A 25,030-nucleotide genomic window follows, 5' to 3' on the forward strand; every position below is an offset into this window, starting at 1 on the left:
CCTTCGCTCATCTCCCCGGTGGCATCGGTGGGGCCGCGTTCGGGGCCATCACCGCGCCGATCTTGCGGAACAGTATGTCGGCCTGATTACTGTAGTTGCCCTGGTCGTCGAATGCTTCCGGAGCGTAGGTGACCGCGACGGCGATCGCGATCTTCTGGGCCGGCAGATAGGCCTCGACGCCCGCGCAGCCGGAGAACAACGGGTTCTGCATCAGCCAATCGCCGGAGATGATGATGCCCAGGCCGTAGGTATAGCCCTCGCTTTGGTCGAAGCAGGTCGGGCAGCCGGGTTGGGCGTGGGTCTTGCCGCGCAGCGCCGTCGAGACCATCCTCCGGTACGAGTCGCCCGAGAGTAGCCTGCCCGAGCCGATCCCGACGGCGGTGGCTTCCATGTCGTCGATGGTGGTGGTCTGAATGGCACCGTGCGTGATCGTCCAGGACGGATTCCAGTAGGTGGACTCTTCGTAAAACGGTTCCCCCGCAGGGATTTTCAGCGCCTGGCGCCGTTCAGAGCTGAACGTGTGCAAGACGGGCCACGGGATTTCGGCCGTCTCGGCGTTCGCGGTGTGCTTGAGGCCGAGCGGGCCCAGCACCTCATTGGCCAGCAGCGTCGGCATGTCCTGGCCGGTGGCCTTTTCCAGCGCCAGGCCCAGCAACACGTAATTGGTGTGCGCGTAATTCCAGTTGGTTCCCGGCTCGTAGAGCAGCGGCCGCCCGGAGATCTGGGCCAAGATGTCTTGAGTTGTCCACTGCTGGAACGGGTTCGCGTATGACTCGTTGGCGAATTGTTCGTTGCCGATGACGTAGTCCGGATAGCCCGACGTCATCTGCGCCAGCTGCCCCAGGGTGACTCGTCCGGAATTGGGGAAGTCGGGGAGCCATTTCGACAACCGGTCATCAAGGCTCAGCTTCTTCTGGTCGACCAGCTTGAGCAGCAACGTCGAGACGTAGGAGATCGCGACCGCGCCGTTGCGGAAGTGCATGTCGGTGGTGGCCGGCACCCCGGTCATCGAATCGCCGACGGCCCGGGTGAGCACCTCCTTGCCGTCCACCGTGACGCGAACGATCACGGCCTTCAGGTGCGCCTGCGTCATGAAGTTTCCGACCACCCGCAGCACGGCATCGGCCTTGGCCTGGTCCGCGGAGCCCGCGTGCGGGGGCGTCGACGGCGGCTTGGGCCCACAGCAGGCCACCACCAGGCAGGCGATCACCAGCCAGGTGACAGGGCGCAGCTGCCGCACGCGCATCAGCGGAAGGCGTCGCTACCGGTGAATGCCTGGCCGAGCACCAGCTGGTGCATCTCGGGAGTGCCTTCGTAGGTCAGCACCGACTCCAGGTTGACCATGTGCCGGATCACCGGAAATTCCAGTGATATTCCGTTGCCGCCCAATATGGTTCGGGCGGTCCGGCAGATCTTGAGCGCCTCACGGGTGTTGTTCAGCTTGCCGAAGCTGACCTGTTCGGGGCGCAGCCCGACGCTGTCCTTGAGGCGGCCCAGGTGCAGCGACAGCAGCTGTCCCTTGTGCAATTCGACGGCCATGTCGACGAGTTTGGCCTGAGTCAACTGGAATCCGGCGATCGGCCGGCCGAACTGGGTGCGCTGCGCGGCGTATTCGAGCGCGGCCTGCCACGCCGTGCGCGCTGCGCCCATCGATCCCCAGATGATGCCGTAGCGCGCCTCGGACAGACACGACAGCGGCCCGCGCAGCCCCTTGGCGTCGGGCAGCATCGCGTCGGCGGGCAGTCGCACGTCGTCGAGCACCAGCTCACTGGTGATCGAGGCCCGCAGCGACAGCTTGTGGTGAATTGTGTTGGCGGTGAAGCCCGCGGTACGGGTCGGGACGATAAAACCGCGGATCCCGTCATCGGTGTTGGCCCACACCACCGCGACGTCGGCGACCGAACCGTTGGTGATCCACATCTTGCGACCGTTGAGCACCCAGTCCGAACCATCCAGTCGCGCATGGGTTTTCATCGCCGCGGGGTCGGATCCGGCATCGGGTTCGGTGAGCCCGAAGCAGCCCAGCAGCTCACCGGCGGCCATGCCGGGAAGCCACTGCTGCTTCTGCTCCTCGGAGCCGAAGTTCCAGATCGCGAACATCGCCAGCGACCCCTGCACCGAGACCATCGACCGCACCCCGGAGTCGGCCGCCTCCAGCTCGGTACAGGCCAGGCCGTAATGCACCGACGAGGACCCGCCGCATCCGTAGCCCTCCAGGTGCATACCGAGCAGCCCGAGCTCGCCGAACTGCTTGCCCAGTTGGCGCACCGGCAGGTCGCCGATCTCGAACCACTCCGCGATGTACGGGATGACGTGCTCGGCGCAGAATTTCCGGACCGTGTCGCGCACCGCGATCTCATCGCTGGACAGCGACGCGTCCAACCCAAGCGGGTCTTCTCGGTTGAACGCGGGAGGTTTGTGTGTGCTCATACCAGTCAGCCTGCCACCGCGTCCGACGCGAAGAACAGCCTCCGGTGCAGCCCGGTAGTCTCGCTCTATGCAACGGCTGGGGTGGCTGGCCTACCTGTTGTCAGACGTGGTGGGCGTTTTGGTGTTCTGCGCCGTGGGACGCCGCAGTCACGACGAGGGGCTCAATCTCGCCGGCATCGCGACGACGGCCTGGCCGTTTCTCACCGGCACCCTGATCGGGTGGCTGGTGTCCCGGGGGTGGCGGCGTCCCACCGCCGTCGCACCTACCGGGGTGATCATCTGGTTGTGCACCGTGGTGATCGGCATGGTGTTGCGCAAAGTCAGCTCCGCGGGCGTGGCCGCGAGTTTCGTGGTGGTCGCGGCGACGGTCACCGCGCTGCTGTTGCTCGGTTGGCGGGTGGCGGTCGGACTAACGGTGCGGCGCCGCTCCGACGTCTAATGGCACGGTCCGACGACGACAGCTGGGGTCCCGACGGCGGCGTCGGCATGACCGCGACGTTCGGCGCGGTCGCGCGGGCACTGGCCACCACGAAGGGTCTGGTCCACGACCCGTTCGCCGAGCAGTTGGTGCGCGCCGCGGGGGTGCAGTACTTCACCCGGATGCTCGACGACCAGCGGTACGTCGACGACGGCGGCGACAACGCGATCATGACCGGGCTCATCAGCCTGCTCGGGGCGCACACCCGATTCCTGGATGAATTCCTCGCCGAGGCCGGACGGGCGGGCATCGCCCAGGTCGTGATCCTGGGCTCGGGCCTGGACACCCGGCCGTATCGGCTCTGGTGGCCAGCCGGGACCACGGTGTACGAGATCGATCAGCCGGACGTAGTCGACTTCAAGACCGCCGTGTTGCGTCGGCTGGATGCCGAACTGACCGCGCACCGCCGGGCGGTCGGCGTCGACCTGCGTCGCGATTGGTTGACGGCGCTGCACCGGTCGGGGTTCGATGCCGCCCAACCCACGGCGTGGGTCGCCGAGACGTTGCTGATCGGGTTCCTGCCTCCCGACGGGCAGAGCCGGTTGCTCGACGACGTCTCGGCCGTCAGCGCGCCCGGCAGCCGGTTCGCCGGCGATCACCTGCCCACCTGGTCCTCCTTCCAGCTGGAGGCCGCGCAGACGTTCGTCAACACCTGGCGCCGATTCGGCCTCGACGTCGACCTTGCCGGTCTGACCTACCCCGGCGAATATCGCGCGGTCCCGCAGTATCTGGCCGACCACGGCTGGCAGACCGTGGAACGAAATGTCGCCGATTTGTTCAGTGCGATTGGAATGGCCACCCGCTGGCGCGGCACCCCCGATGACAACGCGATTACGCCTCGATATGTCACCGCCACACGATCAGCCGGGACCAGGGCAACACCCGGCTGGAATGCATCCAACTGGTAGGCGTTAGAGGTGAGGTGATGTCCAAGACCCAGCTTCGGTTTGTGCCGGCCGCGTTGGACGACGCGTTGGCGCAGCCATTGCTGGCCGAGCTGGCCGTCGAGTACGCGCAGCGTTACGAGAGCACACCACCAACCGTGTTGGCGTGGCTCAAGGACAACCCCACCGACGAGTTCGCGCCACCGGACGGGGGCATGTTGATCGGCCTGTTGGATGGCCGCCCGGTGACCGGCGGCGGATTTCGCCGCTTCGACGCCGAGACGGCCGAGCTCAAGAGAATCTGGACCGATAGCCGGCATCGTCGCCGCGGCTACGCGATGGCGCTGCTGGCCGAACTCGAGGCCGCGATCGCGGCACGTGGCTACCGGCGGGTCTATCTGATGACCGGCAACCGTCAGCCCGAGGCCGAGGAGCTGTATCAGGCCACCGGATACATCCGCCTGGACGCGCCGTTGCCGTCCGAAGGTCCGGTCTTCCCGATCGCTTTCGAGAAGTGGCTGAAGTGACCGGCGCACTGCATCTGGGCGTCGCGCTGGACGGATATGGCTGGGACCCGCTGGCGTGGCGAGCCACGTTGGCGGCCGACCCCAGCACCCCGTCGCAGCTGAGCGGACGTTACTGGGTCGGCCTTGCGGCCACCGCCGAGCGCGGGCTGCTCGACTTCCTCACCATCGACGACACCCTGATGCCGCAGCCCGGTCGCCGCGAGCGGATCGACCCGCGACGGCTGGCCGGCCGTGGCGACGCCGCCCTGGTCGCCGCGCGCATCGCACCCGCGACCCGGCACATCGGGCTGATCCCGGTGGCGACGGTGACCCATACGGAGCCGTTCCATATCTCCAAATCCATTGCCACGCTTGATTATGTATCGCACGGCCGGGCCGGTTGGCAGCCTCGCGTCAGCTCCACCACGCACGAGGCGGCGTTGTTCGGCCGCCGCGACGTATCGCTGGACGGCCTGTCGGACCTCTTTCCAGAGGCCGCCGACTACGTCGAGGTGGTGCGCCGGCTCTGGGACAGCTGGGAGGACGACGCGATCGTCCGCGACGTGTCGACCGGCCGCTACGTCGACATCGACAAGCTGCACTACATCGACTTCAGCGGAAAGTTCTTCTCGGTCAAGGGGCCGTCGATCACCCCCCGCCCGCCGCAGGGCCAGCCGGTCGTGGCGGTGCTGGCCCACCAACTACCGGTCTACGAATTTGCCTCTACCAGTGGCGATCTCGTGTTCATCACGCCAAAGGACGAGGCCTCGCTGCGCGGCATTCTGGACGAGGTGGCCGCTGCCGGCGGTGCGCGGCTGAAGGTCTATGCCGACGTAGTGGTGTCCTTTGGGGGCGACGGCGATCCCCGCTCCGATGCGCTCAACTTCACCGGCGGCCCAGCGGATTTGGTGGACCTGCTGCTCGATTGGCAGCGCCTCGGCATCGACGGCGCGCGGCTGCGACCTGCCGTTAATGCCACCGATCTGCCGGTGATCGTCGACCAGGTGGTCCCGCTGTTGCAGCGTGCCGGCCGATTCCGGGAGGCCTATCAGGAGGGCGAGACGCTGCGGGCCCGGCTCGGCCTGCCGGTCGCGCCCAACCGATACGCGGCGGTCCGGCGATGAACGCTGCGCTGTCCATCCTCGACCTCTCGCCGATCAGCGCCGGAAGCGATGCGGCGACGGCGCTGCGCGACACCGTCGAACTGGCCCAGCGTGCCGAAGACTGGGGCTTTCGCCGCTACTGGGTGGCCGAACATCACTTCGTCGGTGTCGCCAGCGCGGCGCCCGCTGTGTTGATCGGACAAATCGCGGCTGCTACCAACAGGATTCGGGTCGGCGCCGCCGCGGTGCAACTGGGCTATACCACCGCCGTCGCGGTGGTCGAAAGCTTCGGCGTGCTGGAGGCGTTCTATCCCGGACGCATCGACCTCGGTATCGGCCGGTCCGGGCAGCGCCGTACCGAAGAGCAGAAGCCCAAGAAGCCGAAGGAACCCCGTCCGCCGCGGGTGTGGCACGAGGTGGACGGCGTCGTCGTTCCGACCCCCTTCGACCTGCGCGGGCTGCTCGATCTCGAGCAGCTGCAAGCCACGATGGGGATCCTGCAGCAGCCGCAGGCCCTATCCCCGGACTTCGCCGAACAGGTCGACGATATCCTCGCGCTGCTCGAAGGCACCTACCACGTCGGTAGGTTCGACGTGCATGCCGTGCCGGGCGAACGAAGCGGATTGCGGCCGTGGGTCTTCGGCAGCACCCGGGGACAAAGCGCGCGGGTGGCCGGTGCCCGGGGGTTGCCGTTCGTGGCGAGCTATCACATCACGCCGGCCACCGCCCTAGAGGCGATCGAGGCCTACCGCGACGCGTTTGTGCCGTCGGCGGCGCTGGCCGAACCCTACGTCGTGGTGTCGGCCGACATCGTGGTGGCCGACGACTCCGATACCGCTAGGCACCTGGCCGCCGGCTACGGCCATTGGGTGTACTCGATCCGCAGCGGCATAGGTGCCATGCCTTATCCCGAACCCGGCAGCCTGCCGCCCCTGACCGACGAGCAGTTCGACCTGGTAAAGGACCGATTGGCAACGCAATTCGTCGGTGATCCCGACGAGGTGGCCGAGCGGCTGGAGGCACTGCAGCGGGTCACCGGCGCCGACGAACTCGTGGTCACCTCGGTGACGCACCGGTTCGAGGACCGGTTGCGGTCGCACGAGCTGATCGCCAAACGCTGGGGTCTGACGCAATGAACATCAGAAACGGTAAGCACCGCAAGCCGATTCATCTGGCCGCCCATTTCCCGGGTGTCAACAACACCACGGTCTGGACCGATCCCGGCGCGGGCAGCCAGATCGAGTTCGACTCGTTCGTCCACCTGGCCCGCACCGCCGAGCGTGGGCTGTTCGACTTCTTCTTCCTGGCCGAAGGGCTGCGGCTGCGCGAGCACCGCGGCCGGATCTACGACCTCGATGTCGTCGGGCGCCCGGACACCTTCGCGGTGCTGGCCGCGCTGGCCGCTGTCACCGACCGGATCGGGCTGACCGGTACGATCAATACCACCTTCAACGAACCATTCGAGGTGGCAAGGCAATTCGCCACGCTCGACCACCTGTCGGAGGGCCGCGCCGGCTGGAACATCGTCACCTCGTCGGATGCCTTCACCGGCGCCAACTTCCGCCGTGGCGGCTTCCTGAAGCACGCCGACCGGTACCGGCGGGCCGAGGAGTTCCTCACGGTCGCGCGCAGATTTTGGGACAGCTGGGAAGCCGACGCGGTGCTCGCCGATATCGAAAGCGGAACGTACGTCGACCCGTCCCGGATTCACGCCGTCGAGCATCGGGGCCCCGACTTCAACGTCCGGGGCTTCGGCACCCTGCCGGTCGGGAGGCAGGGTCATCCGATCCTGCTGCAGGCCGGTGACTCCGACGAGGGGCGGGCATTCGGCGCCCGGTACGCCGATGCGTTCTTCACCCTGCACGGCTCCTTGGAGGATGGTCAGCGCTACTACGCCGACGTCAAGGGCAAGGCTGTCGCGTCGGGTCGAGACCCCAACCAGCTCAAGGTTTTTCCGGCCGCGACCTTCGTTCTCGGTGACACCGACGCCGAAGCGCAGGACAAGGCGCGCCACATCCGTTATCAACAGGTCAGTGGCGCCACGGCAATCGCGATGCTCGAGCAGGTATGGGGCCGTGAGCTCTCCGACTTCGACCCCGACGGGCCGCTTCCCGAATTCGATCCGGTCGTCGACAGCGACATCACCCAGGGCCGGGTCCCCCACGTCGACCCGGTCAAGGTGGCCGGCGGGTGGCGCGAACGCGCCAGGGCCGAGAAGCTGTCGATCCGTGAGCTGATCATCGCGGTCACCAGCCGGGAGCAATTCGTCGGCACCGCATCCCGGATCGCCGAGGAGATCGACGAATACATCCAGGCCGACGCCTGCGACGGGTTCATCCTCGTCCCGCATCTGACGCCGCACGGCCTCGACGAGTTCGTCGACCGGGTGGTGCCGCTGCTGCAGGAGCGCGGCGCGTTTCGCACCGAGTACACCGGCGAGACGCTGCGGGATCACTTGGGGCTCAGCGAGTTCGCGGCGCATACATGATGACGGCCACGCCCAGCAGGCAGATCAGCGCGCCGGTGACATCCCAGCGATCGGGGCGGAACCCGTCAAAACCCATGCCCCACAGCAGCGATCCGGCCACGAAGATGCCGCCGTACGCGGCCAGGATGCGACCGAAGTGGGTGTCGGGCTGCAGGGTGGCGACAAAGCCGTAGCCGCCCAGCGCGATCACGCCCCAGCCCACCCACATCCAGCCGCGGTGTTCGCGCACCCCCTGCCATACCAGCCAGGCGCCGCCGATCTCGAAAAGTGCGGCCAGGACGAACAACGCGATCGACTTGGCGACGGTCACAACGCGCCTGCTTTTTCCAGCGCCGCATCGGTCGCTTCGCGGATCGGGCCGCGCCATAGCGGGCCGTGACCGGGCGCCAGCACCTCGGTCTCCAACAACGCCAGCGCCGAAAGCGTTCGGATGCAATCCTGCTGGCTGTAGCTGAAGATCGCCGGCAGCAGCTGCGGCCCGTCGTGCCGTATCAGCGGGTGCCCGGTGATCAGCGCGTCGCCGCTGGCCAGCACACCGTCGACCAGGTACGAGCAGTGGCCGTTGGTGTGGCCGGGGCTGAAAACGGGTCTGGGGTGGCCCGGCAGCGCCGCGGCGATTTCGGGCGTCAGCGGCCGGGTGGTCGGAATCCCGTCGCGGATCAGGCCGCCGCTGCGCACCACGTGCGCGGTCCACACCGCCCACCGGGGACGCCAGATGCGCAGCGCCAGATCGATCACCGAGACCTGTTCGAGGTACTCACGCTTGGCGTGGCCGACTTCGTCGGCGTGGCAGTAGACCGGAGTGCCGTGCTCGGCGGCGAACCAGATCGCCGAGCCCAGATGGTCGATGTGGGCGTGCGTCAGCAGGATCGCGCGCACGTCGCCGACGCCGTAGCCGAGGGCTTTCAGCGAGGCCAGCACCGCTGCCCGGTCACCGGGATAGCCGGCGTCGATCAGCATTACGCCGCTGTCGTCGGTGACCAGCGTCCAGTTGACGGCTTCACCCTGGGCGAGGTGCACGGTGTCGGTGACTTGAACAAGTGTTGGCGCTGGTGCCATGCCCGCGAGTCTAGGAGTAGAAAGAACGGGTGGCTGAACTGAAACTTGGATACAAAGCGTCTGCTGAACAATTCGCCCCGCGCGAGCTCGTCGAACTGGCTGTGGCCGCCGAAGCACACGGCATGGACAGCGCCACCGTCAGTGACCACTTCCAGCCGTGGCGGCACAAGGGCGGACACGCCCCGTTCTCACTGGCCTGGATGACCGCGGTCGGCGAGCGCACCGAGCGGCTGGTGCTGGGCACGTCGGTGCTCACCCCGACCTTCCGGTACAACCCGGCCGTCATCGCCCAGGCCTTCGCGACGATGGGTTGCCTGTACCCGAACCGCATCTTCCTCGGCGTCGGCACCGGAGAGGCGCTCAACGAGATCGCCACCGGATACGAGGGCGACTGGCCGGAGTTCAAGGAGCGCTACGCGCGGCTGCGCGAGTCGGTGAAACTGATGCGCGAACTGTGGCTCGGCGACCGCGTCGATTTCGAGGGCGAGTTCTACAAAACCAAGGGCGCCTCGATTTACGACGTGCCCGAGGGCGGTATCCCGATCTACATCGCCGCGGGCGGACCGCAGGTGGCCAAGTACGCCGGGCGCGCCGGCGACGGGTTCATCTGCACATCCGGCAAGGGCGAGGAGCTCTACAAGGACAAGCTGATCCCCGCGATGCGCGAGGGTGCCGAGGCGGCGGGCAAGAACCCGGACGACATCGACCGGATGATCGAGATCAAGATCTCCTATGACACCGACCCCGAACTGGCCCGGGAGAACACCCGGTTCTGGGCGCCGCTGTCGCTGACCGCCGAGCAGAAGCACTCCATCGACGACCCGATCGAGATGGAGAAGGCTGCCGACGCGCTGCCGATCGAGCAGATCACCAAGCGCTGGATCGTGGCGTCGGATCCCGACGAGGCGGTCGCCAAGGTCAAGGACTACATCGACTGGGGCCTGAACCACCTGGTGTTCCACGCGCCCGGCCACGACCAGCGCCGGTTCCTGGAGCTGTTCGAAAAGGACCTTGCGCCCAGGCTGCGGCAACTTGGCTGATACCGCTCGACCTGCTTCAGGGATTTACATCGCGGCGCCCGAGCCCGAGACCGGCAAGTCGACGATCGCGCTGGGGCTGCTCAACCGACTGACGGCCACCGTCGCCAAAGTCGGGGTGTTCCGGCCGATTACCCGGCTCGACGGCGATCGCAAGCGCGGCGGAGCCGGGCGTAGCGGGTCGCCGCATGATCCCGGCGAGGATCGCGACTATATCCTGGAGCTGCTGCTGACCCGTGCCACCGCGGGCCTGACCTACGAGGAATGCGTCGGCGCCACCTATCAGGAAATCCACGCCGATACCGACGCGGCGATCGCCGCCATCGTCGACGCCTACCACGCGATGGCGCAGGCATGCGACGCGGTGGTGATCGTGGGCAGCGACTACACGGATATCGCCGGTCCCGCTGAGCTCTCGGTCAATGCCCGCGTCGCAGTCAATCTCGGTGCGCCGGTGCTGTTGGCGGTGCGGGCCAAGGACCGCACCGCCGATCAGGTCGCCGGGGTCATCGAGGTGTGTCTTGCCGAGCTCGCCGCGCAGCGCGCCCACACCGCGGCTGTGGTGGCCAATCGGTGTGATCCGGCCGAATTGGGTGCAGTTGCCGAAGCGCTGCACCGCTTCGCCCCGCCCAGTTACGTACTGCCGGAAGACCCGTTGCTCTCGGCGCCGACGGTCGAGGAGTTGCGGCAGGCCGTGCACGGGACGCTGGTCAGCGGCGACGCCGAGCTGGTTCGGCGCGAGGTGATGGACGTACTGGTGGCCGGGATGACCGCCGACCACGTGCTGGAGCGGCTACGCGACGGCATGGCGGTGATCACCCCCGGCGACCGTTCCGACGTCGTGTTGGCGGCCGCCAGTGCCCATGCGGCCGAGGGGTTTCCGTCACTGTCCTGCATTGTGCTCAACGGCGGATTCCAACTGCATCCGTCCATTGCGGCACTGGTCGCCGGGCTGCACCTGCGGCTGCCGATCATCGGAAACGACCTGGGGACCTACGAAACGGCCAGGGCGGCGGCCTTGGCCCGCGGCCGCGTCACGGCAACCTCGCAACGTAAGATCGACACCGCAGTGGGGCTGATGGAGCGCCACGTCGATATCGCGGATCTCATTGCACAGCTGGCTATTCCGATCCCTACGGTCACCACCCCGCAGATGTTCACCCATCAGCTCACGCAGCAGGCGCGTGCCGATCGAAAGCACATCGTGCTGCCCGAAGGTAACGACGACCGCATCCTCAAGGCCGCCGGCCGGGTACTGAAACGCTGTGTCGCCGACCTCACGATCCTGGGTGACGAATCTCAAATCCGTTCGCGTTCAGCCGAACTCGGAGTCGACCTGCACGACGCCACGATCATCGACCCGTACGACGACGAACTGTGTGACCAGTTCGCCGCGCAGTACGCCGAACTGCGCAAGGCGAAGGGCATCACCGTCGAGCAGGCCCACGAGATCATGCACGACGTCTCGTATTTCGGGACCATGCTGGTGCACAACGGCATGGTTGACGGCATGGTGTCCGGCGCCGCGCATACCACTGCCCACACGGTTCGGCCGGCATTCGAGATCATCAGGACCGTGCCCGACGTCTCGACGGTGTCCAGCATCTTCCTGATGTGCATGCCCGATCGGGTGCTGGCCTTCGGCGACTGCGCGATCGTCCCGGACCCCACACCCGAACAGCTCGCCGACATCGCGATCAGTTCGGCGCGCACCGCCGCACAGTTCGGCATCGATCCGAAGGTGGCGATGCTGTCTTACTCCACCGGTGATTCCGGGACCGGAGTCGACGTCGACAAGGTCAGGAAGGCCACGGAATTGGTGCGTGCCCGGGATCCGCAGCTATTGGTCGAGGGGCCGATCCAGTACGACGCCGCGATCGAACCCTCGGTGGCCGCCACCAAGCTGCGCGACTCCGCGGTCGCCGGTCACGCCACCGTGCTGATCTTCCCCGACCTCAACACCGGCAACAACACGTACAAGGCGGTGCAGCGCAGTGCCGGGGCCATCGCGATCGGACCGGTGCTGCAGGGGTTGCGCAAGCCGGTGAATGACCTGTCTCGTGGCGCTCTGGTCGAAGACATCGTCAATACCATTGCGATCACCGCGATCCAGGCGCAAGGTGTCGGACATGGCTGAGCGCACTGTGCTCGTTATCAATTCGGGCTCATCGTCATTGAAATTCCAGCTTTTGCAGCCTGATTCGGGAATCACCCGGGCGCGCGGCGTGATTGGCGAGATCGGCGAGCCGTCCGGGCGGGCCGCCGATCACGAGGAGGCGCTGCGTCTGGCGTTTCACCAGCTGGCCGAGGATGGCATCGACCTGAAGTCGAGCGGCCTACTGGCGGTCGGACACCGGGTCGTGCACGGGGGCAGTGATTTCTACCGCCCGACGCTGCTCGACGACGAGCGGATAGCGGAGCTCGAGAAGCTGTCGGAGCTTGCACCGCTGCACAATCCGCCCGCGCTGCAGGGCATCAAGGTGGCACGCAAGCTGCTGCCGGATGTCGCGCACATCGCCGTGTTCGATACGGCCTTCTTCCACCACCTACCGGCCGCGGCCGCGACGTACGCGATGAACCGGGAGCTGGCAGAGCGATACCGGATACGCCGCTACGGTTTTCACGGCACGTCGCATCGCTACGTGAGCGAGCAGGCCGCCGCCTTCCTGGGCGCCTCGCCGGACAGCCTGAACCAGATCGTGCTGCACCTGGGCAATGGCGCCTCGGCCTCGGCGATCGCCGGCGGCCGGCCGGTCGACACGTCGATGGGCCTGACCCCGTTGGAGGGTCTGGTGATGGGCACCCGCAGCGGCGACATCGACCCCGGCGTCATCAGTTACCTGTGGCGCAGCGCGAACATGGACGTGGAGGCGATCGAGTCCATGCTCAACAACCGGTCGGGCGTCTGGGGCCTGGCCGGTGAGCGCGACTTCCGCCGGCTGCACGCGATGATCGAATCAGGCGACAGCTCGGCACAATTGGCGTACGACGTATTCATCCACCGGCTGCGTAAGTACATCGGCGCCTACCTGGCGGTGCTGGGGCACACCGATGTGCTGACGTTCACCGCCGGCATCGGCGAGAACGATGCTGTGGTGCGCCGTGATGCCGTAACCGGCCTCGAGGAGCTGGGCATCGTGCTGGACGAGGGTCGTAACCAGTCCAAAAGCAAAGGCGCACAGCGGATTTCGGCTGACCATTCGCCGATCGCCGTGCTCGTCGTCCCGACCGACGAAGAGCTGGCGATCGCACGCGACTGTGCGGAGCTGTTGGCGAGTTAGAGGAGGCCCAAGCTGGTGCGGCCCGCCCCCACCGACGGCGTCGGGTCCGTCCCAATCGTTTGCACGAGCAGCTCGTGGTAGATGTCCCGAAAGTCGGTGGTGAACTTGAGATCTCCGTGGTCGAGGTTGGTGAGGCTGGGCTCTTCGCCGTAGAAGCCACCCTTGACGGGCACACCCGCGATGAAGACCGGGCCCGCGGTGCCGTGATCGGTCCCCTGTGACGCGTTGGCCACCACGCGGCGGCCGAACTCCGAGTAGGCCATCAGCACGACGTTGCGTCCGCGGCGATCTGCGGCCATGTCCCGCAGGAACGGGGCCAGCGCTTCGTCGAGTCTTTGCAGCAGACGCTGTTGGGTATCGCGCTCGTTGGCGTGGGTATCGAAGCCGCCCAGCGTGACGGTGTACACGCGGGTCGGGACGCCGGCGCGTACCGCGGCGGCAACCATATTCAGCTGCGCGGCCAGCGAATTACCTTCCTTATCAGCGGGTTTGATCGCCCCGAACGCCTTACTGGTGGTGCCGCTGGCGCGATAGGCCTTGCGAACCGCCGCCATCGCCGGGGTGTCAACGGGGTCGTCGTCGCCCAGCGCGCTGATGATGGCTTCAAAGCGATCCGCCTGCTGCTCCGGTGCCCGCGCCGGTGAAAGCGCTGCCGCCGTGTACTTTTCGCCGACCGCCAGCGGCGGCAACACAGGTCCGATGTTCACCGCGCGCAACGGATCGTCGCCGGTGGCATCGAGCCAGCGGCCGATCCATCCGGTCGGGACCGGTTCGGCGGGCGACGCCGTCTGCCAGATGTCCATCGACCGGAAGTGACTGTGGTCGGGCTTCGGATAGCTCACACCGCGCACGATCGCGAGTTGGCCCTGGCCCCACAACTGGGCCAGGCCCTTCATCGCGGGGTTGAGGCCCAGCCGAGAATCCAGGTGCAGCACCTCGCCCGGGGTATAAGCGAGCTCGGGTCGGGAATCGTGGTATGCATTGTCGGAGTAGGGGATTAGGGTGTTGATGCCGTCGTTGCCGCCGTAGAGCGTGACGATGACCAGCACCCCGGCACCGTCGGCGAGCGGCCGGTCCTCGGCGGCGCGCATCAGGTCGGGCCAGCCGACTGCGACCGCTCCGGAGAGCAGCCCGGCCGCGCCCACCCCGGCGCTGGCGATCAGGAATCTGCGGCGATTGATCTCGGGCATGGCACTCTCGTTACGACGTCAGGTATTCGGGTGTGTTGACCGCGGCGGCGATCAACTGTGGCGGCCTGCGCACCAGGGGTTCGAGCGCGTCGGCGGACCGGTCCGACCAGGAGCCGATGCCGAGCCAATAGCCGACTGCGTCGATGCGGTCGGCGGGGGCCACACTCTCGATGCCCGACAGGTCGCCGATGTGTGCCAGCCGGGCGGCCGCGCGCAGCCGCGCCTCGGCGCTCGCGGTCGTCAGCCATACCTGACCGTGCGGCCAGCCGCCGACGCTCGGCGGGTAGAACGGCCGCTGCCCAAGGGCTTTCAACGTGGCGTCGGCCATCTTCAGGACCTCCAGCTTGTCGATCGGAACCCGCAGCGCCCGCATCACACCGACCAGCCACTCGATCGGAGTGTTGACGACGGTCGCGCGGTTGGCGGTGAACTCGTCGTCGGTCAGGATGGCCCGGGTCAGCGCACGCAGATCGCGCCCGGAGCCGTAGGCCGAGACCAGCCGGCCGAGCACCTGAGGGGAGGCTGGTTCGTCTGAGGCCAGCTGCTGCCACAGCCGTCCGGTGACATATTCCGCCGACTTCGGTTGCGCCAGCACGGTATCGCAGAATCCGGCGGCGTCGAAATCGCGGGTTTGGCCGAACAGTGTTTTGCCGCCCGGGTCGTGTCGTTTGGGGGTCAGCGAGGTTTGGCCGTCGGGGTCGATCACCCAGCCCGTCAACGCCCTGGCGCCGGCGCGTACGTCGTCCTCGGTGTAACCGTTGCCATGGCCCAGCGCGAACAGCTCCATGAATTCGCGGGCGAGATTTTCGTTGGGCGCCTTGGCGGTATTGCTCTGTCCGTCCAGCCAGCGCAACATCGCGGCATCGGTCAGCAGCGCGTAGGCAAGCGCGCGGAAATCGCCCAGCGACAGGGTGCGCAGCTTCTCGTTCTGCGCCGCCATGTGTGCGGCGGACCGGACTTTCTGCGCGGAGGTCGCAAAGTGGTTGTGCCACAGCACGGTCAGTTTCTCGTGCACCGGCTGTTGTGCGTAAACCATGCGCCGCAACCACCAGTCCGACAGCATGCTCTGTTGTTCGGAGACCTGGTGGTTGAACTCCTTGCGGGCGGCCGGGGTCGCGCCCTTGCCCGGCGCGCGCAGCGGCTCCAGCCGCGGCATCGGGGTGGCGGTCGCACCGGGATCCGTTTCGGGGTCGCCGGCCAGCATGGCATCGACATACGACGGCCAGTTCCAGCGCACCGCCACGTCGACCTCGGGTCCGGTCACCCCGAAGCCGGCTCGTCGCAGCACGCGGGCCGCTGCGATCCACTGGCTGGACTGCCCCGGCATGAATTAACTGTGCGGCATGGAGCTATGAATCAGCTGTGCATGCGTGGCGTCCAGTGTGCGCTCAGGGCACCCTAGCCGCCCATTAGTGAGCCTGTGGATAGCCGAAATCACGGCAGGCACCGACGTGCGAGTGTTCGTCAATGCTCTATCTGGGAAGACCGTTCATCGGCAGCGAGGCCCTGTCGGATGGCGCGCTGACTCGCCATGAACTGCAGACGCAATACCGCGCGCTCTTTCCAAACATCTACCTATCAAAAGATGCCGAGGTATCACTGGAACGGCGCATCGTCGCCGCCTGGCTGTGGTCGAAGCGCAGAGGAATTATCGCCGGCGCAGCGGCTGCCGCATTACACGGCGCTAAATGGATTCCCAATGCTGTCCCGGTAGAGCTGATTTACGCCAACTCGCATGCACCGCCGGGGGTGCTGACACGGCGTGATGCACTGCTGGACAACGAGATGCAGCTGCTTGGCGGACTCGATGTGACGACACCGGAGCGCACTGCCTTCGACGTCGGCCGGCGCGGAGCGGTCCACTCCGCGGTTGCCCGACTGGACGCGCTCGCGCGTGCAACGGGTTTCAAAGTTGACGACGTGTTGCAGCTGGCCGAGTGCCATGCACGCTCACCCGGAGTTCGTCGCTTGCAGGCCGCGCTTGATCTCGTCGACGCGGGGGCGCAGTCTCCGCGGGAGAGCTATTTGCGGCTGCTGCTCATCGACGCGGGTCTGCCGCGGCCGCAGACCCAGATACCAGTCCTCGGGATGGACGGGATACCAGTCGCCTACCTCGACATGGGCTGGCCGGAGTGGATGGTCGCGGTCGAATACGACGGTGACCAACACCGAACCGACCGACGGCAATACGTCATAGACATCCGACGGCTGGACATGCTCGAGCAGATGGGATGGAAAGTCGTCCGGGTGGTGGCAGAAGACGGCCCGGCCAATATCCTGCGCCGGGTGCGGGAAGCGCTGGGCGCGTCGAGTGTGAACTGAGGCCGTCGAGTGTGCACCCAGGCCGACAAGAATGCACACGCAACGCCGAAAGCGGTGCTGTTCGACGCAACGCCGAAAGCGGCCCCGAGATTAGAACGTGCTGGTCGGCCGGACCCTGTTGGCCATGTCGACGAGCGTGTAGCGATGCCGCTGGGTGGGCGCTACCCGGGCCAGGCTGCGCAGCGATGCCTCGACCCCGAGCCGCAGCCCGTGCTGGGTGAACGGGAAGCCGAGGATGTGGTTGGTGCTGGCCTGGTTGTCTTCGAGCCAGTCCATCGCACCGCCGAGCACCAGCGCCCGGATCTGCAGGACCCGCGGTTCGGTGGGGGGCAGCGCCTCGACCCGTCGGGCGGCGTCGCGGATCTGCTCTTCGGTGACTTCGTTCGACGAGCGGCCGGACAGCAGCATCACCGCACTGGTCAGCCGCGCGGTGGTGAAATGTCGTGATGTCGGCGGCACCTCGTCCAGCGTGCGCACCGCGCCTCGCCGATCGCCGGCGGCCGACAGGGATCTCGCCAAACCGAACGCCGCCGAGATCACGCCGTCGTTCGTGCGCCACACCGTCTTGTAGAACTTGTCCACGTCGACATTGCCGGCGAGTTCGCCGGTGGCGGCCAACGCCAGCTTCGGCGCCAGCTCGCCGGGAAAGGTATCGAGCACCTCGGTGAAATGCTTGATGGCGGAGTCGTAATCGCCGGTGAGCAACTCGGCGACGGCCCGGAACCAGACCAACCGCCAGCGCCAGCCCACTCGCTCGGCCAAGTCGTCGAGTTTGCGGGTCGCCTTGGCCACATCGCCGAGATCCAGCAGCGCGCGCACCTCCATCAGCGGCAACTCGACGGACTCCGAGACGTCGATGCCCTCGGCGGCCAGCGAGCCGTGCCGCGCCGCGCGCAATGAGTCCAGGGTCTGCACCGGCTGGGAGAGCACCGTCGCCTGCAGCACCGGGGCGGCGACATCGGTGGGATCGACCAGCGGCACCGACAGCGCGGTCACGATCTCCCGGGCGGTCAGCTTCTCCGAATGCACCTGCCCGTCCAGGTAGACGTCGGTGTGCGCGAGCGACAGGTCGACGCCGAAGGTCGAGCGGCTCGGGCTGAACAGCGTCGACAACCCGGGCCGCGGCACTCCGGAATCCTGTGCGACGACTTCCCGCAGCACGCCCATCAACTGCGTTGAGATCTCCTCGGCCGAACCGAACCGGCGCCGCGGGTCGGGGTCGATCGCGCGGCGCAGCAGCCGGCCGAACGAGTCGTAGGTCGACAGCACCGGGTCGTCTTCGGGCAGCCCGTCCACGTAACGGCCATTGCGGGTGCGCAGGTTCAACGTGAGCGCGGCCAGCGTGCGCCCGACCGTGTAGATGTCGGTGGCGATCGTCGGGCCGGTGCGCACGATCTCCGGCGCCTGATAGCCGGGTGTGCCGTAGAGGTAGCCGAACGAATTGATTCGCGACACCGCGCCCAGGTCGATCAGCTCCAGCTGCTCCTCGGTGAGCATGATGTTCTCCGGCTTGAGGTCGTTGTAGACCAGGCCGATGGAATGCAGATAGCTCAGTGCCGGAAGAATTTCCAGCAGGTACGCGATGGCTTCGGCGACCGGTAGCCGCGGGTCCTTCTTGCCCCGCTTGAGCGACTGGCCACCGATGTACTCCATGACGATGTAGCCGACCGGATCGCCGTGCCGGTCGGTGTGCTCGACGAAGTTGAAGATCTGCACGATCTGCGGGTGCACGACCTCGGCGAGGAACTGCCGTTCGGCCATCGCAATCGCCTGGGCCTCGGCGTCACCGGAATGCACCAGGCCTTTGAGCACCACCGGGCGGTCGTTGACGTTGTGGTCGACGGCCAGGTACACCCAGCCCAGCCCGCCGTGTGCGATGCAGCCCTTGACCTCGTACTGGTTCGCGACGATGTCGCCCGGATTCAGTTGGGGCAGAAATGAATACGGACTCCCGCAGGACGGGCATTTGCCTTCCGACTCGCCCTTGCCCGCGGAGCTGGACCGGCCCACCGGCTTTCCGCAGTTCCAGCAGAACCGCTTGCCCTCCGGCACCACCGGATTGGTCATCAGCGCTTCGAGCGGATCGATGTCGCGGACCCGGGGGATTTCGACCAGCCCACCACCGAGCTGCCGGGTAGGCGGTAGCACCCGCGTCGCGACCGTCATCCGGTCCTGCGGTTCGGTGTCTAGGCTCCCGATTGTGATGTGCGGCAGGTCGTCGTCGTCATCGTCGTCCCAGTCGGGCCGGAACAGTGCCTGGGTGGCATGCGCGCGCCCGGTCGTCGCGCCGGTCTGCGCTTCCCCCGCGTCGGTGCCCGGGTCGACGTCCTCGGTGTCGGCCTCGGTGTCGGTGTGTTCGGCCTCGGTCATCAGTCCACATACTTCGGTACGGGCGGGGCGGGCGCCGGTCCGAGAACCGTTAACCACTTGCGGTACAAGGTGTTCCAGGTACCGTCCCGGCGGATGCGTTCCAGTGTGCCGTTGACGAACCGGACCAGCCCGGTGTTGTCCAGGTTGATCCCGATGCCGTAAGGCTGGGTCGCCATGTTCGGTCCGACGATGTGCAGATACGGGTCTTCCTCGACCAGTCCGGCCAGGATCGAGTCGTCGGTGGACACGGCGTCGATCTCCCGCTGTTGCATCGCCACCAGGCAGTCCGCCCAGTTCACCACCGAGACGATGATCGGGGGCGGGTCGATCTGGCGGATCCGGTGCAACGACGTGGTACCCCGGGCCACGCAGACCCGCTTGCCGGACAGGTCGCCCACTTTGGCGATCGGCGAGTCGCGCGAGGCCAGGATCCGCTGGTTGGCGTCGAGGTAGACGGTGGAGAAGTTCACTTGCTTACGGCGCTCGCAGGTGATGGTCATCGTCTTCACGACGATGTCGACCTCGGAGTGCTGCAGTGCGGTGATGCGTTCGTCCGACGACAGGATCCGGTACTCGACGTGCGACGGGGCGCCGAAGATGTCGCGCGCGATCTCGCCGGCGATGTCGACGTCAAAGCCGGTGATCTCGCCGGTGATCGGGTCGCGGAAGCTGAATAGGTTGCTGCCGATGTCGAGCCCGACGATCAGCCGGCCGCGCGCCCGGATGGACGCGACCGCGGCGTCGGCCTCGGGCTTGGTGGCGAAGGGGCGCAGGCTGGCGGTGGCGTTGCAGTCCTGGCCGGTCTCGTCGGGCGGCAGCGGTGGCTCCGACGACAGCTGCTCCATGCCGACCGGGGTGGGCGGCGGCAACGTCGGCGCGGTGGCGACGGTCAATGTTTCCGTGTGCCCGCACCCCGCCAGCACGATCGCCGTGGCCAGCACGGCGGACGCCCGGCGGATCCTGGGCAGCGGGGTCATTATCGATACTCTTTCAGCCGCGGCCACAGACCCAGGGCGACCGCGATGGCGGCACCCAGGCTGAGCACCACGCCGCCGACCTGGGCGCCGGACAGCCCGCTGCGCGCGTTGATCACGTCGTTGCGCAGGTGCGTCCGGCACTGCGTCATGGCCTTGCCCAACTGGTCTTCGAGCTTGTCGAACGCGGGGGTGGAGTCGTCCTCGGCGCTGCCCAGCGCGATCTGGGTGGCCGAGCGGTAGTTACCGACCGAGATGTAGGAGTTGATGCGGTCGTTGGCCTGCCGCCACCGGACCAGCAGCTGGTCGGCGCCCTGCAGGTCGGGTTTGTCGACGGCATCGCTGCGGGCCATGTACTGGTCGATCTGCTGATGCATGAAGTCGATGCGCTGATAGAACGACTGTTTGCGGATCTGTTCGTCGCCACGCCGGATCAACGACAGTGTCTCGTCGGCCCGGGCCTGCTGCGCGGTGATCGCCACGCTGGTCACGGTCTTGAGCGACTCGGCCGCCGTGTTTTTGGCGCTACGGCTGGCAGTCGTGGAGATTGTTAGCGCAGTCCCGACCCACACCACCATGACGAGGATACCGAGCGCACCCACGACCAGCCCGGGATTAATTCGGCGCCGGGTGCGCCGGGCCAGCCAACGATGCGAGAACGCCCCGAAGACGACGGTGGTCGCGATGACGAGGACCACCGGAGCCGGAAAGTGGGTGGACGCTGTTGTTTCGGCGTCCACCCGTTCCGACGTCGCCTGATAGAGCTGCGCCGCGTCGGGCAGGATCGTCGACTGCATCAGGCCCGACGCTTCCGACAGGTACGACGAACCGACGGGGTTGCCTTCCCGGTTGTTGGTCCGCGCTATTTCGATCAGGCCGGTGTAGACGGCCAGCTCGGCGTTGATCTTGCCGAGTAGCTGGACCAGCGGTTCATCGGTCAGGCCGCTGGACGCCCGGGTCACCGCGACCGCCGCGTCGGTGATGGCCTGTTCGTAGCGCATCCGCACCGGCCACGGCTCGGCCTGGGCGATGAACGCGGTGGCCGCCGCGGCGTCGGCGACCGACAGCGTGGTGTAGAGCCGCCCGGCCGCGAACGCCAGCGGCTCGGTGTGGTTGAGCACGGTGGACAGCACTTGCTGGCGGTGGTTGATCGTCGTCGAGGTGGCGAACGCGCTGGAGACGCCGAGCGCCGCCAGCACGATGCCGATCGTCAGGATGCGGCCGGGTGTGGTCGAGATGAACCACCAACGGGGGTGGGCCGGTTCGCCCGGCGACCGCGACCCCAGCGGTTCGGTCGACGGGTGCGCCAGCTCAACCGTCACGTGTTTTCAGACCTCAACTTTCGGTCGATGGAATGCGCCGCTCGTACCTGTATAAGCGAATTCTAAGAGGATGTCGGCGCGGATGGGGGGAGGCGGCCCAATTTCGGTGATCGGCTGCATATCCTGAACGCGTGCATGGCGACGGTGACGGATGGGTGATATCCGACAACGGCGCCCACTACTGGGGTCGGTTCGGCGCGGCGGGTCTGCTGCTGCGGGCGCCACGGCCCGACGGTACCCCCGCGGTGTTGCTGCAACACCGTGCGGTGTGGAGCCATCAGGGCGGCACCTGGGGGTTGCCCGGCGGCGCCCGGGATAGCCACGAAACCCCGGAGCAGACGGCGGTCCGTGAAGCCCACGAGGAGGCCGGGCTGCGCGCCGAGCGCGTGGCCGTGCGGGCGACCGTGGTCACCGCCGAGGTTGCCGGGATCGCCGGTACCCGCTGGTCCTACACCACGGTCATCGCCGACGCCGGCGAGTTGCTGCACACGGTGCCCAACCGGGAAAGCGCCGAAATGCGCTGGGTCGCCGAGAACGAGGTGGCCGACCTGCCGCTGCATCCCGGCTTCGCCGCCAGCTGGGATCGGCTGCGCACCGCGACCGCGCTGATTCCGCTCGGCCATGCCGACCAACGGCGTCAGCACCTGCCGCGCACGCTCGAGATCGATGCCGGGGTCTTCGTCTGGTGCATGCCAGTCGACGCGGATCAGGCGCCGTCGCACCTGAGTCCCCGGATCAGCTCGCTGCTCGAAGCGCTGAACTGAGCTGTTCGGCCGCGGCGCGGGGGTCGTCGGCCGCGGTGATCGCCCGCACCACCACGATTCGCCGGGCCCCGGCCCCGAGCACCTCGGGCAGCCGTTGCGCGTCGATGCCGCCGATTGCGAACCACGGCTTGGCCGGGTTGAGCCGGGCGGCCGTCTCGACCAGCGGCAACCCCGGCGCCGAACGGTCGGGTTTGGTGGGAGTGGGCCAGCACGGGCCGACGCAGAAGTAGTCGACTTCCCCTGTTTCCAAGGCCGTCGTGGCGTCTTTGACCTGGTCGGCGTCGTGGGTGGACAGGCCGATCAGCGGGTGGGGCCCGGCGATGTCGCGGGCCACCTCCGGTGGCAGATCGCCCTGGCCCAGGTGCAGCACATCGGCCCCGGCCGCGCGGGCGATGTCGGCCCGGTCGTTGACCGCGAACAGCGCGCCGTGCCGGCGGGCCGCGTCCGCGAGGATCTCGCAAGCGGCCAGCTCCTCGCGCGCCTCCAGCGGGCCGAACCGCCGTTCACCGGCCGACCCCTTGTCGCGCAGCTGGATGATGTCCACTCCGCCGGCCAGGGCGGCCTCGGCGAACTGGGCCAGGTCGCCGCGCTCGCGCCGCGCGTCGGTACACAGATAAAGGCGGGCGCCGGTAAGACGGGTAACAGGATCGTGCACACCGCGACGCTAGCGCGCTAGCGTAGAACCCGAACAACGAGAGACACGGGAGTCCCGAGCGACCTGCGGGGCTGAGAGTGGGCACAGCCGGCGAAACCGGAGCTGCCCTTACCGTCACACCTGATCCGGGTCATGCCGGCGAAGGGAGCGGAAGATGCCTTCGGATGTAGGGACGCTGGCCGTGATCGGCGGCGGCGTCATCGGGCTGTCGGTGGCGCGCCGGGCGGCCCAGGCCGGGTGGTCGGTGCGGGTGCACCGCACCGGCGACCACGGCGCGTCCTGGGTCGCCGGTGGCATGCTGGCTCCGCACAGCGAGGGGTGGCCGGGCGAAGAGCACTTGCTGCGGCTGGGCCTGGAGTCGCTGCGGCTGTGGCGCGAGGGCGGCTACCTGGACGGGCTGCCGCCGGAGGTGGTCACCGCCCGCGAGTCGCTGGTGGTGGCCGTCGACCGGGCCGATGCCGCCGACCTGCGCACGGTCGCGGACTGGCTGGACGGGCAGGGCCATCCCGTCATTTGGGAGCCGGCCGCACGCGATGTCGAACCTCTTCTCGCGCAAGGCATCCGGCATGGCTTTCGGGCACCCACCGAACTGGCCGTGGACAACCGCGCGGTCCTCGACGCGCTGGCGGCGGACTGCGAACGTCGCGGCGTCGCCTGGGCGCCGCCGGCGCAGGACCTGTCGCGGGTCTCCGGCGACGCGGTGGTGATCGCCAACGGCATCGACGCGCCGGCGCTGTGCCCGGGCCTGCCGGTGCGCCCGGTGAAGGGCGAGGTGCTGCGACTGCGCTGGCGGAAGGGCTGTATGCCGTTGCTGGGCAGAGTGATTCGCGCACGTGTGCACGGCCGTCAGGTGTACGTGGTGCCGCGCGCGGATGGGGTTGTGGTGGGTGCGACGCAGTACGAACACGGCCGGGACACCGCCCCGGTGGTATCCGGAGTACGTGATCTGCTCGACGACGCGTGCGCGGTGCTGCCGGCGCTGGGTGAGTACGAGCTGGCCGAGTGCGCCGCCGGGCTGCGCCCGATGACACCGGATAACCTTCCTCTGGTACATCGCCTGGACGACCGCACCCTGGTCGCGACCGGACACGGCCGGTCAGGCTTTCTGCTGGCACCGTGGACCGCCGAACAAATTGTGTCCGAACTCGTTCCGGTAGGAGTCCAGTCATGATCGTGGTAGTCAACGCAAATGCGGTCGAGGTCGAGGGCCCGACCACGGTCGCCGGGTTGCTGGAATCGCTCGGATTTCCCGAACGGGGGATAGCGGTGGCCATGGACGATGCTGTGCTGCCCCGGTCCAGTTGGACCACAAAGCTTTTCGACGGTGCTCGGCTCGAGGTAGTGACGGCGGTGCAGGGTGGCTGATTCCAAGCTGACGATCGCGGACCGCAGCTTCGCTTCGCGGCTGATCATGGGGACCGGGGGAGCGACCAGCCTGGCGGTGCTGGAGGAGGCGCTGAGGGTCTCGGGCACCGAGCTGACCACCGTCGCGATGCGCCGGGTCGACGCCGAGGGCGGTACCGGATTGCTCGACCTGCTCAATCGGCTGGGTATCACGCCGTTGCCCAACACCGCGGGGTGCCGCAGCGCGGCCGAAGCGGTGCTCACCGCACAGCTGGCACGCGAGGCGCTGAACACCAACTGGGTCAAACTCGAGGTGATTGCCGACGAGCGCACGTTGCTGCCCGACGCGGTCGAATTGGTCCGGGCGGCAGAGCAATTGGTCGACGACGGATTCGTCGTGCTGCCCTACACCAACGACGACCCGGCGCTGGCCCGCCGGCTGGAGGACACCGGATGCGCGGCGGTGATGCCCTTGGGTTCACCGATCGGAACCGGGCTGGGCATCACCAACCCCCACAACATCGAGATGATCGTCGCGCGGGCCGGTGTTCCGGTCATCCTCGATGCCGGCATCGGCACCGCGAGTGACGCCGCGCTGGCGATGGAGTTGGGTTGTGAAGCAGTGCTGTTGGCCACCGCGGTGACCCGGGCCACCGATCCGCCCGCGATGGCTGCGGCGATGGCGGCCGCGGTCACCGCAGGCTATCTGGCCCGGCGCGCCGGGCGGATCCCGAAGCGCTTCTGGGCGCAGGCATCCAGTCCGCGCCCGGCGCCGATGCGGGCCGCGGACCGGCTCGCGCAGGAGCGGGCCATCGAGCGATGA

Annotated in this window: 24 protein-coding genes; 14 read left to right on the forward strand and 10 right to left on the reverse strand. The window is 67.6% G+C overall.

The annotated features are described in order from the left end of the window. Positions 1-7 precede the first annotated feature (7 nt). Together MAAFP003_RS02870 and MAAFP003_RS02875 are read right to left on the reverse strand one after the other, a co-directional pair. Entirely contained in the window at positions 8-1,240 is a 1,233-nt protein-coding gene (locus tag MAAFP003_RS02870; RefSeq protein ID WP_243393748.1) for a serine hydrolase domain-containing protein, read from the reverse strand. A 5-nt stretch (positions 1,241-1,245) separates the two neighbouring features. Beyond that, positions 1,246-2,430, reverse strand: coding sequence for an acyl-CoA dehydrogenase (locus tag MAAFP003_RS02875; RefSeq protein WP_096284278.1), 1,185 nt, complete (start codon positions 2,428-2,430; stop codon positions 1,246-1,248). Positions 2,431-2,497: 67 nt separating this feature from the next. Between MAAFP003_RS02875 and MAAFP003_RS02880 the strand changes: the two genes are divergently transcribed. Genes MAAFP003_RS02880 through MAAFP003_RS02905 form a run of 6 tightly spaced genes read left to right on the forward strand, consistent with a single transcriptional unit; the run spans position 2,498 to position 7,889 of the window. Next, positions 2,498-2,869 (forward strand): DUF3054 domain-containing protein, encoded by a 372-nt coding sequence (locus MAAFP003_RS02880; RefSeq protein ID WP_096284279.1) that lies wholly within the window; start codon positions 2,498-2,500, stop codon positions 2,867-2,869. Beyond that, a complete protein-coding gene (locus MAAFP003_RS02885; protein WP_096284281.1) occupies positions 2,869-3,816 on the forward strand; it encodes an SAM-dependent methyltransferase in 948 nt (315 codons plus the stop codon). Before MAAFP003_RS02880 ends, MAAFP003_RS02885 begins: the two co-directional genes overlap by 1 nt. A 17-nt stretch (positions 3,817-3,833) precedes the next feature. Next, positions 3,834-4,319 (forward strand): GNAT family N-acetyltransferase, encoded by a 486-nt coding sequence (locus MAAFP003_RS02890; RefSeq protein WP_096284283.1) that lies wholly within the window; start codon positions 3,834-3,836, stop codon positions 4,317-4,319. Further along, positions 4,316-5,422 carry an LLM class flavin-dependent oxidoreductase gene (locus MAAFP003_RS02895; RefSeq protein ID WP_096284285.1) on the forward strand — a complete coding sequence of 369 codons (1,107 nt, stop codon included), beginning with the start codon at positions 4,316-4,318 and terminating at the stop codon, positions 5,420-5,422. The genes MAAFP003_RS02890 and MAAFP003_RS02895 overlap by 4 nt, the downstream gene beginning before the upstream one ends. Further along, the gene (locus MAAFP003_RS02900) at positions 5,419-6,537 is read left to right on the forward strand and encodes an LLM class flavin-dependent oxidoreductase (RefSeq protein WP_096284287.1); all 1,119 of its coding nucleotides are present in this window, start codon (positions 5,419-5,421) and stop codon (positions 6,535-6,537) included. The genes MAAFP003_RS02895 and MAAFP003_RS02900 overlap by 4 nt, the downstream gene beginning before the upstream one ends. Further along, complete coding sequence (locus tag MAAFP003_RS02905) at positions 6,534-7,889, forward strand: NtaA/DmoA family FMN-dependent monooxygenase (protein ID WP_096284289.1); 1,356 nt, start codon at positions 6,534-6,536, stop codon at positions 7,887-7,889. The genes MAAFP003_RS02900 and MAAFP003_RS02905 overlap by 4 nt, the downstream gene beginning before the upstream one ends. On the opposite strand, the gene MAAFP003_RS02910 is transcribed toward MAAFP003_RS02905, so the two are convergent. Together MAAFP003_RS02910 and MAAFP003_RS02915 are read right to left on the reverse strand one after the other, a co-directional pair. Next, positions 7,864-8,199, reverse strand: coding sequence for a YnfA family protein (locus tag MAAFP003_RS02910; protein WP_096284290.1), 336 nt, complete (start codon positions 8,197-8,199; stop codon positions 7,864-7,866). The genes MAAFP003_RS02905 and MAAFP003_RS02910 overlap by 26 nt on opposite strands. Then, the gene (locus tag MAAFP003_RS02915; protein ID WP_096284292.1) at positions 8,196-8,948 is read right to left on the reverse strand and encodes an MBL fold metallo-hydrolase; all 753 of its coding nucleotides are present in this window, start codon (positions 8,946-8,948) and stop codon (positions 8,196-8,198) included. The genes MAAFP003_RS02910 and MAAFP003_RS02915 overlap by 4 nt, the downstream gene beginning before the upstream one ends. 29 nt (positions 8,949-8,977) lie before the next feature. On the opposite strand from MAAFP003_RS02915, the gene fgd reads away from it, so the two are divergent. Genes fgd through MAAFP003_RS02930 form a run of 3 tightly spaced genes read left to right on the forward strand, consistent with a single transcriptional unit; the run spans position 8,978 to position 13,266 of the window. After that, positions 8,978-9,988: a glucose-6-phosphate dehydrogenase (coenzyme-F420) gene (fgd, locus tag MAAFP003_RS02920; RefSeq protein ID WP_096284294.1), complete on the forward strand. Its 1,011-nt coding sequence runs from the start codon at positions 8,978-8,980 to the stop codon at positions 9,986-9,988. Further along, entirely contained in the window at positions 9,981-12,122 is a 2,142-nt protein-coding gene (pta, locus tag MAAFP003_RS02925; RefSeq protein ID WP_096284296.1) for a phosphate acetyltransferase, read from the forward strand. The genes fgd and pta overlap by 8 nt, the downstream gene beginning before the upstream one ends. Then, positions 12,115-13,266 (forward strand): acetate kinase, encoded by a 1,152-nt coding sequence (locus MAAFP003_RS02930; RefSeq protein ID WP_096290836.1) that lies wholly within the window; start codon positions 12,115-12,117, stop codon positions 13,264-13,266. The genes pta and MAAFP003_RS02930 overlap by 8 nt, the downstream gene beginning before the upstream one ends. On the opposite strand, the gene MAAFP003_RS02935 is transcribed toward MAAFP003_RS02930, so the two are convergent. Then, positions 13,263-14,456, reverse strand: coding sequence for a DUF1501 domain-containing protein (locus MAAFP003_RS02935; RefSeq protein WP_096284298.1), 1,194 nt, complete (start codon positions 14,454-14,456; stop codon positions 13,263-13,265). The genes MAAFP003_RS02930 and MAAFP003_RS02935 overlap by 4 nt on opposite strands. 10 nt (positions 14,457-14,466) lie before the next feature. After that, entirely contained in the window at positions 14,467-15,783 is a 1,317-nt protein-coding gene (locus MAAFP003_RS02940; RefSeq protein ID WP_096284299.1) for a DUF1800 domain-containing protein, read from the reverse strand. A 140-nt stretch (positions 15,784-15,923) separates the two neighbouring features. Here MAAFP003_RS02940 and MAAFP003_RS02945 point away from each other — a divergent pair, with 140 nt between their 5' ends. Next, a complete protein-coding gene (locus tag MAAFP003_RS02945) occupies positions 15,924-16,778 on the forward strand; it encodes an endonuclease domain-containing protein (protein WP_207768448.1) in 855 nt (284 codons plus the stop codon). A 90-nt stretch (positions 16,779-16,868) separates the two neighbouring features. Here MAAFP003_RS02945 and MAAFP003_RS02950 read toward each other — a convergent pair whose 3' ends face one another. Genes MAAFP003_RS02950 through glnX form a run of 3 tightly spaced genes read right to left on the reverse strand, consistent with a single transcriptional unit; the run spans position 16,869 to position 21,444 of the window. Next, the gene (locus MAAFP003_RS02950) at positions 16,869-19,148 is read right to left on the reverse strand and encodes a serine/threonine-protein kinase PknG (protein WP_096284301.1); all 2,280 of its coding nucleotides are present in this window, start codon (positions 19,146-19,148) and stop codon (positions 16,869-16,871) included. Then, positions 19,148-20,125 (reverse strand): glutamate ABC transporter substrate-binding protein, encoded by a 978-nt coding sequence (locus MAAFP003_RS02955; protein ID WP_096284303.1) that lies wholly within the window; start codon positions 20,123-20,125, stop codon positions 19,148-19,150. Before MAAFP003_RS02955 ends, MAAFP003_RS02950 begins: the two co-directional genes overlap by 1 nt. Continuing rightward, positions 20,125-21,444, reverse strand: coding sequence for a protein kinase G-activating protein GlnX (gene glnX / locus MAAFP003_RS02960; RefSeq protein WP_096284305.1), 1,320 nt, complete (start codon positions 21,442-21,444; stop codon positions 20,125-20,127). The genes MAAFP003_RS02955 and glnX overlap by 1 nt, the downstream gene beginning before the upstream one ends. A 131-nt stretch (positions 21,445-21,575) precedes the next feature. Between glnX and MAAFP003_RS02965 the strand changes: the two genes are divergently transcribed. Next, a complete protein-coding gene (locus MAAFP003_RS02965; RefSeq protein ID WP_096284307.1) occupies positions 21,576-22,208 on the forward strand; it encodes an NUDIX hydrolase in 633 nt (210 codons plus the stop codon). Here MAAFP003_RS02965 and thiE read toward each other — a convergent pair. After that, the gene (thiE, locus tag MAAFP003_RS02970) at positions 22,180-22,863 is read right to left on the reverse strand and encodes a thiamine phosphate synthase (RefSeq protein ID WP_096284309.1); all 684 of its coding nucleotides are present in this window, start codon (positions 22,861-22,863) and stop codon (positions 22,180-22,182) included. The genes MAAFP003_RS02965 and thiE overlap by 29 nt on opposite strands. A gap of 154 nt (positions 22,864-23,017) precedes the next feature. Here thiE and thiO point away from each other — a divergent pair, with 154 nt between their 5' ends. Genes thiO through thiG form a run of 3 tightly spaced genes read left to right on the forward strand, consistent with a single transcriptional unit; the run spans position 23,018 to position 25,030 of the window. Continuing rightward, positions 23,018-24,034 carry a glycine oxidase ThiO gene (gene thiO / locus MAAFP003_RS02975; protein ID WP_096290838.1) on the forward strand — a complete coding sequence of 339 codons (1,017 nt, stop codon included), beginning with the start codon at positions 23,018-23,020 and terminating at the stop codon, positions 24,032-24,034. Then, entirely contained in the window at positions 24,031-24,228 is a 198-nt protein-coding gene (gene thiS, locus MAAFP003_RS02980; protein WP_096284311.1) for a sulfur carrier protein ThiS, read from the forward strand. The genes thiO and thiS overlap by 4 nt, the downstream gene beginning before the upstream one ends. Then, a complete protein-coding gene (gene thiG, locus MAAFP003_RS02985; RefSeq protein ID WP_096284313.1) occupies positions 24,221-25,030 on the forward strand; it encodes a thiazole synthase in 810 nt (269 codons plus the stop codon). Before thiS ends, thiG begins: the two co-directional genes overlap by 8 nt.

It is taken from the genome of Mycobacterium ahvazicum (assembly GCF_900176255.2).
Taxonomy (GTDB): Bacteria; Actinomycetota; Actinomycetes; order Mycobacteriales; family Mycobacteriaceae; genus Mycobacterium; species Mycobacterium ahvazicum.